Genomic DNA, 7,536 nt, shown 5'->3' on the forward strand with positions numbered 1-7,536 from the left:
CCTGCAAATACAGTTTTGCTGGAAGGCTGGCGAAAAATTGGGCAAGATGGCCATCTTAACATTCAGGTAAAACTGGAAGACCTTCTTCCGGAAACAGTATCAATAAAAGAAAGAGCAATAACTACCAAAGACAGAAATGGAATTGTTACAGGTACAAAAATTATTTATTATCAAGAGGTGGTATATACTTTTGCAGCTACTGCACAAATAACCGATTATAAAGGAATACATATAATGGATGAAGAACTGGCCAGCCGCCGGTATAAGCAAGTATATAACAGTCCTGAATTTGCATTACGCCCATTAGCTGAAGGATACTTTGTACTGAATTCATTAAGCATTACAAAAGAACTTTACCGAAATTGTGTGAACAGGGCAATGCATTACCTGAGCGAAAGAATTACCGATAATTTTGGTTTTGCAGCAATAACTACTGATGATTTTATGTGGGTTATCGGCAGCAGGAAACATCCGGAGTATGATGATGACAGGAAAGCTTTTCAACTGATGAATGATGTATTGTTTAGTATGGATGCCAACAAATCAATTGAAGGAGCTCGTGAAAAATTAAAACCCGTGATTGATTATTTTGAAAGTATCAAAACAACTTACAGCGGTTCTAAAAAACACGACCGTAAAATAAGGTATGCCAGTTATTTTAACCTTGCGGTTTTATATTATTATTTAGATGATCCTGAGCAAATGATGAAAGAAGCTAATGGCCTTATACTAAACGATTTTCATACTGCTGTTGGTAAATCATTTCAGGAAACAGCATTGCGGTTAAAAAACCAGTTTCAACAATCAAATATCTACACCCGTCATTTTAATATTGATCCTTCTTTATTTACAGGGCCCCACGAAAAGCCCGATACTGTGAACAATGATTACTGATAATGCTTACTAACCCCCAATAATATAATGGCAGCATCAAAAAATTGGTGCTGCCATTTACTTAATTAATAGTTTTGCAAAAAAATAAATTAAACCAATATTGAGTGGTGGGCTTTTAAAAGGGCTATTAAAAAAAATGATAGATGATTTTTTTAATCTTTCTTTTGGTGTTAATAAACAGTATAAAAATTTGCTGCCGATAAATAGCCATTAGCGCTGCCCTTACCGCTAAAAGTTTTCTTTTTGATCCTGCTATAGCATACAAAACTCCATCCTGATTTATTATAAACCAGATACCTGCAAAATGATATGCAGTTGCTAATTAATCAAATTTAAAATAACCGACAACATGTAAGTAAGTGTGGTAAAAAGTAAAATAAAAAAAGCAAGGCAAACTACAATCAAAAAGGATATAGCTCTCATAGTGTTGGATTTTTCTATTAAATTTCAAAAACCATACCAACAGGCAATTTGGTTAATAAAATATCTTAAATTAATATACTTAGTAAAACAGCATAGTTATTTTCTTTATTTGCACTAAGTATTGTTTACGATTTTACAAAATATACAAGGCAACTTTACTGCCGTAATATGTTTGCAAACAGGGCGTTTAGCTTTAAAATTCACCCCGTATTTATCCTATACTAACGTTTGATGATGTAAGAAATAATTTATCTTTAGCTTAGCAACTTTAATAAATTTAATTATGAAAAATATCCTTCTGTTATTTTTACTGTTCATTTCTTTAAATGCAATGGCACAGCTGCAACCAGTTACTTCAGGTGTTTATCGCTGGAATGAACTGGCAGTTAAAAAAGACAACCAGCGTGAAAGCCGTAAATTATTGCAAGGCACCACTGCAGAATTTGACTACTTTTCAATACATGCTACCACCCAGTTTAAAGGTGCATTACCAAAGCCTGCACATACACAAAAAGATATTGAAGAACTGATTATTATAAAAGAAGGCACCATGAAATGCAGGATTGGTGATACAACAGCTGTATTGGGCAAAGGCAGTGTAATTTTAATACCTCCAATGCAATCACAAACATTTGAAAATATTGGCAATGGCCCACTCACCTATTATGTTTTGCAATTTCGCTCTAAAAAAAATATGGATATTGAAAGAAGTGTAAAAGCAGGCGGTGCATTGTTATTAAATTATGATTCTCTTGTTTATAAAGAGATGAATAACAAAGGTGCCCGTAAATATTTTGACAGGCCTACCGCCATGTGCAACAATTATGAAATGCATATTACTTATCTTAAACAAAAAGGCCCAAGCCATGCACCGCATCAGCATACCGATACAGAGGTAATTTTAATAATTGATGGCGAATCAGAAATGACCATTGATGGGAAAAATTATACCGGCGGCCCAGGCGATTTATACATAGCGGAAAGTGGGAAACTTCACGGCATCGGTAATGCAACTGATAAACCCTGCAGCTACTTTGCTTTTAAATGGAGGTGAGATTATAAAACATTTACTTTTAAAATCTTTCCTACTGAATTTGTAAAAGTATAAAAAGTAAAGCAAGATGTGGTTTTACTAAAAGAAGATAACCATATACATCTAATTTATAAAAATAGAAAAAATGGTTGTGCCGTAATTTCGTTCTGTTTTATAATGCTCAAATTTTTTATAATCATTTCTTGGCGTATGTTCTAAAATAAACCAGCCTTTGGGTTTTAATAATTTTTTCTCAAATATTTTTATGGGCAAATCGTCAATGGTGGCTAAGGCATAAGGCGGGCCGGCAAAAATAAAATCGTACTGCTCTGTTGCCGTATCTATAAAACGAAATACATCCAGCTTTACAATTTTAAAATTTTCCAATGCTAATTCTGCAGACGTCTTTTTTATAAAATCGTACATGACATTATCTTTTTCCACAATGGTAATATCAGCCGCTCCCCTGCTGGCCAGTTCGTAACTGATGCAGCCGGTGCCACCAAAAAGATCAAGTACTTTTAATTCTTCAATCTCTAAATTATTTTGCAATACATTAAATAAACCTTCTTTGGCAATATCGGTGGTGGGCCTGGTGTGAGGCATATTGTTGGGGGGAGAAATTTTTCTTCCGCCATGTATGCCGCTTATAATACGCATGATGCTGTTGCAAATAAATGACTGAAATAATGTGCCGGATGATCTTTTATTTCTTCCGCATAATTAAAACTGGCAGATAAATCTGCACAATTAACCGACTGAAAATATTTATATAATTCGCTGTACAAATTTGAATCCGTGTCAATCATACCGCTAACGGTTAAAATTGTTTTAGCGGCATCTGTTTCAAAACTCTGGCATACATTCAGCAAATGATAAACGGCATCTTCAGGCGATGCATATTCAAACTGCTGTATTATTTGTAACTGCCCGTTCTTTCGCAACAGCACTGTTAAATGCTCGGGATAAAAATTACAATACAGCAGGTCTTTATTATTTTTCTCAAAATTTATTAATAAAGAACTCTGGTGGTTTTGAATACAAAAAGGAAACGCAATATTAAAAATATTTTTTACCGCAGCAGGAATTTTATACACCGTATGCAAATTATGTGTGGCTACCAATTCGTTTTGAACAGCACCCTGCATTAAATCACCATGTACCAATACCAGCATTTCCTTACTGTTGCCTGCATCAAAATATTCTTGCGGCACAAAAACATTTTCATCAAAACACCAGGTAACAAATATTTTTTTAAAATGCTGCTGCGATAAATTTTCACTACTAACAATTTCATTTACTTGTTCGGCAATAGCAGTTGCGGTTAAATTTTTTGCAAAATGATACACCAGCACCGATATAAAAGTGTTGCTGTCAGTATCTAACTGAATAAAAGAAATGCCCTGTTTGCCTGCCGAAATAAACAGATTAGGTTTATTAAGCGGCGTATTTTCTGTTGTTATATTAAATGATGGATTCACTGTATGATTTTCGGCAGGCAAAATAAGATAATTTTGCTGACTTTATGGAAAGTAGAGCAACAATAACTGATTTAAAAATAAAAGTAACCAATAAACAAATTTTGTCTATTGCGTTACCTATTACGCTGGCTATACTTATACCACAGGTAAATATGCTTACCAACAGCATTTTTTTAGGCAGATATACTAAAGACGCTGATGCTTTGGGTAACGCCGGTATAACAGGGGTTTTCTATTTAATATTTGCAGTGGCGGGTCATGGCTTAAACAATGCGATACAATCAGTTTTCAGCCGCCATGCCGGAAGTGACAACACTGGTGCTTTTAAAACTATTTTAGCACAGGGTATACGTATAAGTTTACAATTTGCAGTTTTTGGAATTTTATTTACCTGGTTTATTGCACCATTTATTTTACAGCCCGTTGCAGCAGCCGATGCTTATCCAAAAGAAATAAGTTTTTTACGCATCCGCATTTGGGGGTTACCATTTTTATATTTATTTCTTACCGGGAATGCTTTTTTAGTAGCATCGCTCAACAGTAAATTTTTAATGATTGGTTTTATTTGTGAGGCTCTGGTAAATATTTTGCTGGATTATGTATTAATATTTGGCCATTGGGGGTTTCCCGAAATGGGCTTTAACGGTGCTGCAGTGGCATCAGTAATAGCCGAGGTGGTGGGATTTGTAGTAGTGTTTGCTGTATTATATAAAACTGGTTTAAAAAAGAAATACAATCTGCTGCAAAATTTTGCTTACGATAAAATAATCAGTAAGGCCATAATAAAAGTATCGGCTCCATTGGTAATGCAGTATGTAATAAGTGTAACCACCTGGTTGATATTTTTCTTTTTAATTGAAGCCCGTAACAATCAAATGGATAAAGCCATCAGCAATGTAATGCGAAATGTATTTGGGCTTGCAGGCGTTTTTGTATGGGCATTTGCCAGCACCAGCAATGTGGTGGTAAGTAATTTAATGGGGCAAAGAAGAGAAGACAAAGTTATTTTGGCTATCAATAAAATAATGCTGTTGAGTATTGGCTTTTGCAGTGTAATGGTTTTGCTGCTCAATATTTTTCCTGCTACTTTTTTTAATTTATTTGGTAAAGATGATGCGTTTGTAGCAGCAGGGATTCCTGTAGCAAGAGTAGTTTCGCTGGGCATGCTGTTTATGAGTGTGGCCAACATTTGGCTAAACGGTGTAACCGGCACAGGTAAAACTAAAATGAATTTGCTTATAGAAATTCTTGCTATAACCGTTTATCTTATTTACAGCTGGATATTTGTAAAAGTGCATTTTATTTCATTGGCCGTGGCGTGGACCAACGAAATGGTTTATTGGTCTTGTATTTTTATAACTGCATTTATATTTTTAAAGAGTGCTAAATGGAAAACAAAATAATATATTTTTGGGCCGGGCATTAAATCTATATTTATCTTCATTGGTCTGGCCTTAGGCAAGACACTCTTCAACTGCAAATCTTTATTGAGCCTTTACCGAAGCGTATTTATTTATCGGCATAAAAAATTTTGTGCTGATTATAATGCTGCAGGCATAGGCTTTCTTTCTTTTACAAAAATCCAAACCATTATCCCTGTTATAAAAATAATACCTGCGTTCAATAAATAGTAGCCACTTTCATATAAGTAGAATAAAAGTACCAGATTGTACTGGTGCCTGCAGAAATAATTAAAACAGCACACAGTAAAAAAATCAATGCAGGGTTTTTCAACACATCTCCCAGGTTTTTATACGAACTGGCTTCAATGGCCTGTTTTTCTTTTTCTTCTTTTATAAAAAAACTGAAAATAAAAACTAACGACATACTGATAAATGAAATAATGAAAATTACATTGATATTGATAGCGTCAATTACCTGGCCTGTAATAATACCCGTGAATGCCCAGCCCGCTGCACCGGCAATGCGTAATTTACCATAAGAAAAGTTGGGATTATTTTTTGATAACAGCAATGCCAAACTATCCAGCCCCGATTGAATGGTGTTGTAAAAAACTGACATAATTATGGTAACAATTATCAGCCATGCAAAACCGCCATCATATAAATAACCTAAATAACTTATGGCTGAAAAAAGTGACGCAAATAAAATTGTTTTTTTATAGCCCCATTTATCGGCCATCATCCCATACAACGGTTGCACTAAAAACATCATTACGGGTGTAATACTGAGAATAAGGCTGCTCTCAGTTCCGTTTAAGCCTTTGCTTTTACAGTAATCTGCCATTACCGGTAACCATGATGCGGTGCAGCAAAAAACCAAAAAATATAAAATTCGTAAAAGCCAGGCTTCACTAAACTTCATACAAATAATTTTTAGACAGTTGGGAAGCGGCGGCTGCATCAATCATTATCATTCCATTACTATGCGTTTGCATTATTGTTGCCGGAATTTGATTGGATACTTCCTCTTCGATTGTTTTTTTTATGATGCTGGCTTTCTTTTCTCCATTGGCAATTAATAAAACCTGTTTTGCATTCATGAGATGTTGCAAGCCGATGGTAATGCCTCTGGATAAAGTGGTGGCTGCAGGAAAATATTTTTGTCCTACTTCGATGGTGGTTTTATCCAGCTCTATTACATGCGATAAATTATTGAATGCAACTCCCGGTTCATTAAACCCAATATGGCCATTCATACCAATGCCAACAATCATTAAATCAATGCCGCCATTGTGTTCAATCACGGCATCCATGGTTTCGCATTCTGCATTTAAATCTTCTGCCATGGAATTAAATACATGTATTTGCCCTGCTTGTAAAATGAGGGGATTAAAAATAGTGTTGTATAAAAAATAATGACAACTGCCTTCGTTCTCCGGCGGCACGGCTACCCATTCGTCCAAACCAATAAAAGTAGTTTCGGAAATATGGAGGTGTTCGTCGTTTGCTTTTTGTACAAATAACTGGCAGGGTAATAATGGTGTGTGACCGGATGCCAGACAAATAACGGCGTTTGGTTTTTGCTGGATGGTATCAAACATGATTTGTGCAACGGCGGCGGATAGGGTTTCGTAATTGGTATAAATTTTTGTTTGCATGGTTTATGTATTCGGTTCTGTTTTTATTTAAAAAAAAATTCAACCAGTATGCCAAATCAATTATACCGCCCTTTAGAGCGGTGAATAATTACAATCATACCGCAGGCTTTAGCTAAAACAATTCGATTAAAGCCTTTCAATAAATTCTTTCATCCCTGCCACGAAGAGCAGAACAATTCATTTTTTTTTTGGCTAAAGCCAATTATTAAAAACCTTTATCCCCGGTCTGAAGCCCGGGGCAATTAATTAAACTCAATGCTATTCAACTTTCACCACAGCTGTTCTTTCACTCACTCCATTTTCATTTATTGCTTCTATGCTGTAATAATATATTTTTTGTGAGTCCATGGCTTTCATCCAGTATTCATTATTGCTGTGCACCATTATGCAACTGTATAATTTATCGGGATGAGTGCCATAATAAATATTGTAGGCAAAGGCATTATCCACTGGCTTCCATTTTATGAAAGCACTGCGTTTATCTTTTTCTGTACGCAGTACAATAAAATTTTTCACCGCATCGGGTTTTGCACCTTTGCCATTGCCAAATACACGGAGGCCACTGATGGCAAATTTACCGGTGGGCATATGAATGTTTTCTACTTTTATAAATTTTGCCTGTACCGGTTTTTGCAATTCTACAT

Annotated in this window: 7 protein-coding genes and 1 pseudogene; 3 read left to right on the forward strand and 5 right to left on the reverse strand. The window is 35.3% G+C overall.

Features of this window, described 5'->3' with window-relative positions:
- Both ACY65O_RS06635 and ACY65O_RS06640 read left to right on the forward strand, forming a co-directional pair.
- Positions 1–894 (forward strand): hypothetical protein (locus ACY65O_RS06635; RefSeq protein WP_462220068.1); only part of this gene is annotated, 894 nt, incomplete at its 5' end.
- A gap of 706 nt (positions 895–1,600) precedes the next feature.
- Positions 1,601–2,371: a cupin domain-containing protein gene (locus ACY65O_RS06640; RefSeq protein WP_462220069.1), complete on the forward strand. Its 771-nt coding sequence runs from the start codon at positions 1,601–1,603 to the stop codon at positions 2,369–2,371.
- A gap of 102 nt (positions 2,372–2,473) precedes the next feature.
- On the opposite strand, the gene ACY65O_RS06645 is transcribed toward ACY65O_RS06640, so the two are convergent.
- Both ACY65O_RS06645 and ACY65O_RS06650 read right to left on the reverse strand, forming a co-directional pair.
- On the reverse strand, positions 2,474–3,010 hold the full coding sequence (locus ACY65O_RS06645; RefSeq protein WP_462220070.1) for an RsmD family RNA methyltransferase: 537 nt from the start codon (positions 3,008–3,010) through the stop codon (positions 2,474–2,476).
- Positions 2,998–3,831 carry a DUF3822 family protein gene (locus ACY65O_RS06650; RefSeq protein ID WP_462220071.1) on the reverse strand — a complete coding sequence of 278 codons (834 nt, stop codon included), beginning with the start codon at positions 3,829–3,831 and terminating at the stop codon, positions 2,998–3,000. The genes ACY65O_RS06645 and ACY65O_RS06650 overlap by 13 nt, the downstream gene beginning before the upstream one ends.
- A 44-nt stretch (positions 3,832–3,875) precedes the next feature.
- Here ACY65O_RS06650 and ACY65O_RS06655 point away from each other — a divergent pair, with 44 nt between their 5' ends.
- Positions 3,876–5,234: an MATE family efflux transporter gene (locus ACY65O_RS06655; RefSeq protein ID WP_462220072.1), complete on the forward strand. Its 1,359-nt coding sequence runs from the start codon at positions 3,876–3,878 to the stop codon at positions 5,232–5,234.
- 217 nt (positions 5,235–5,451) lie between these two features.
- Here ACY65O_RS06655 and ACY65O_RS06660 read toward each other — a convergent pair whose 3' ends face one another.
- The 3 genes and pseudogenes from ACY65O_RS06660 to ACY65O_RS06670 form a co-directional block, all read right to left on the reverse strand.
- Positions 5,452–6,156: an MFS transporter gene (locus ACY65O_RS06660; RefSeq protein ID WP_462220073.1), complete on the reverse strand. Its 705-nt coding sequence runs from the start codon at positions 6,154–6,156 to the stop codon at positions 5,452–5,454.
- A complete protein-coding gene (locus ACY65O_RS06665) occupies positions 6,146–6,892 on the reverse strand; it encodes a glucosamine-6-phosphate deaminase (protein ID WP_462220074.1) in 747 nt (248 codons plus the stop codon). Before ACY65O_RS06665 ends, ACY65O_RS06660 begins: the two co-directional genes overlap by 11 nt.
- A 258-nt stretch (positions 6,893–7,150) precedes the next feature.
- A pseudogene (locus tag ACY65O_RS06670) lies at positions 7,151–7,536 on the reverse strand (xylosidase); the annotation flags it as partial.

The sequence above is a fragment of the Ferruginibacter sp. genome (genome assembly GCF_031430955.1).
Taxonomy (GTDB): domain Bacteria; phylum Bacteroidota; class Bacteroidia; order Chitinophagales; family Chitinophagaceae; genus Ferruginibacter.

Coding starts and splice junctions, on each gene's coding strand:
- ACY65O_RS06645 (WP_462220070.1), bottom strand. CDS start 3,010: ATGCGTATTATAAGCGGCATACATGGCGGAAGAAAAATTTCTCCCCCC.
- ACY65O_RS06660 (WP_462220073.1), bottom strand. CDS start 6,156: ATGAAGTTTAGTGAAGCCTGGCTTTTACGAATTTTATATTTTTTGGTT.
- ACY65O_RS06640 (WP_462220069.1), top strand. CDS start 1,601: ATGAAAAATATCCTTCTGTTATTTTTACTGTTCATTTCTTTAAATGCA.
- ACY65O_RS06665 (WP_462220074.1), bottom strand. CDS start 6,892: ATGCAAACAAAAATTTATACCAATTACGAAACCCTATCCGCCGCCGTT.
- ACY65O_RS06655 (WP_462220072.1), top strand. CDS start 3,876: ATGGAAAGTAGAGCAACAATAACTGATTTAAAAATAAAAGTAACCAAT.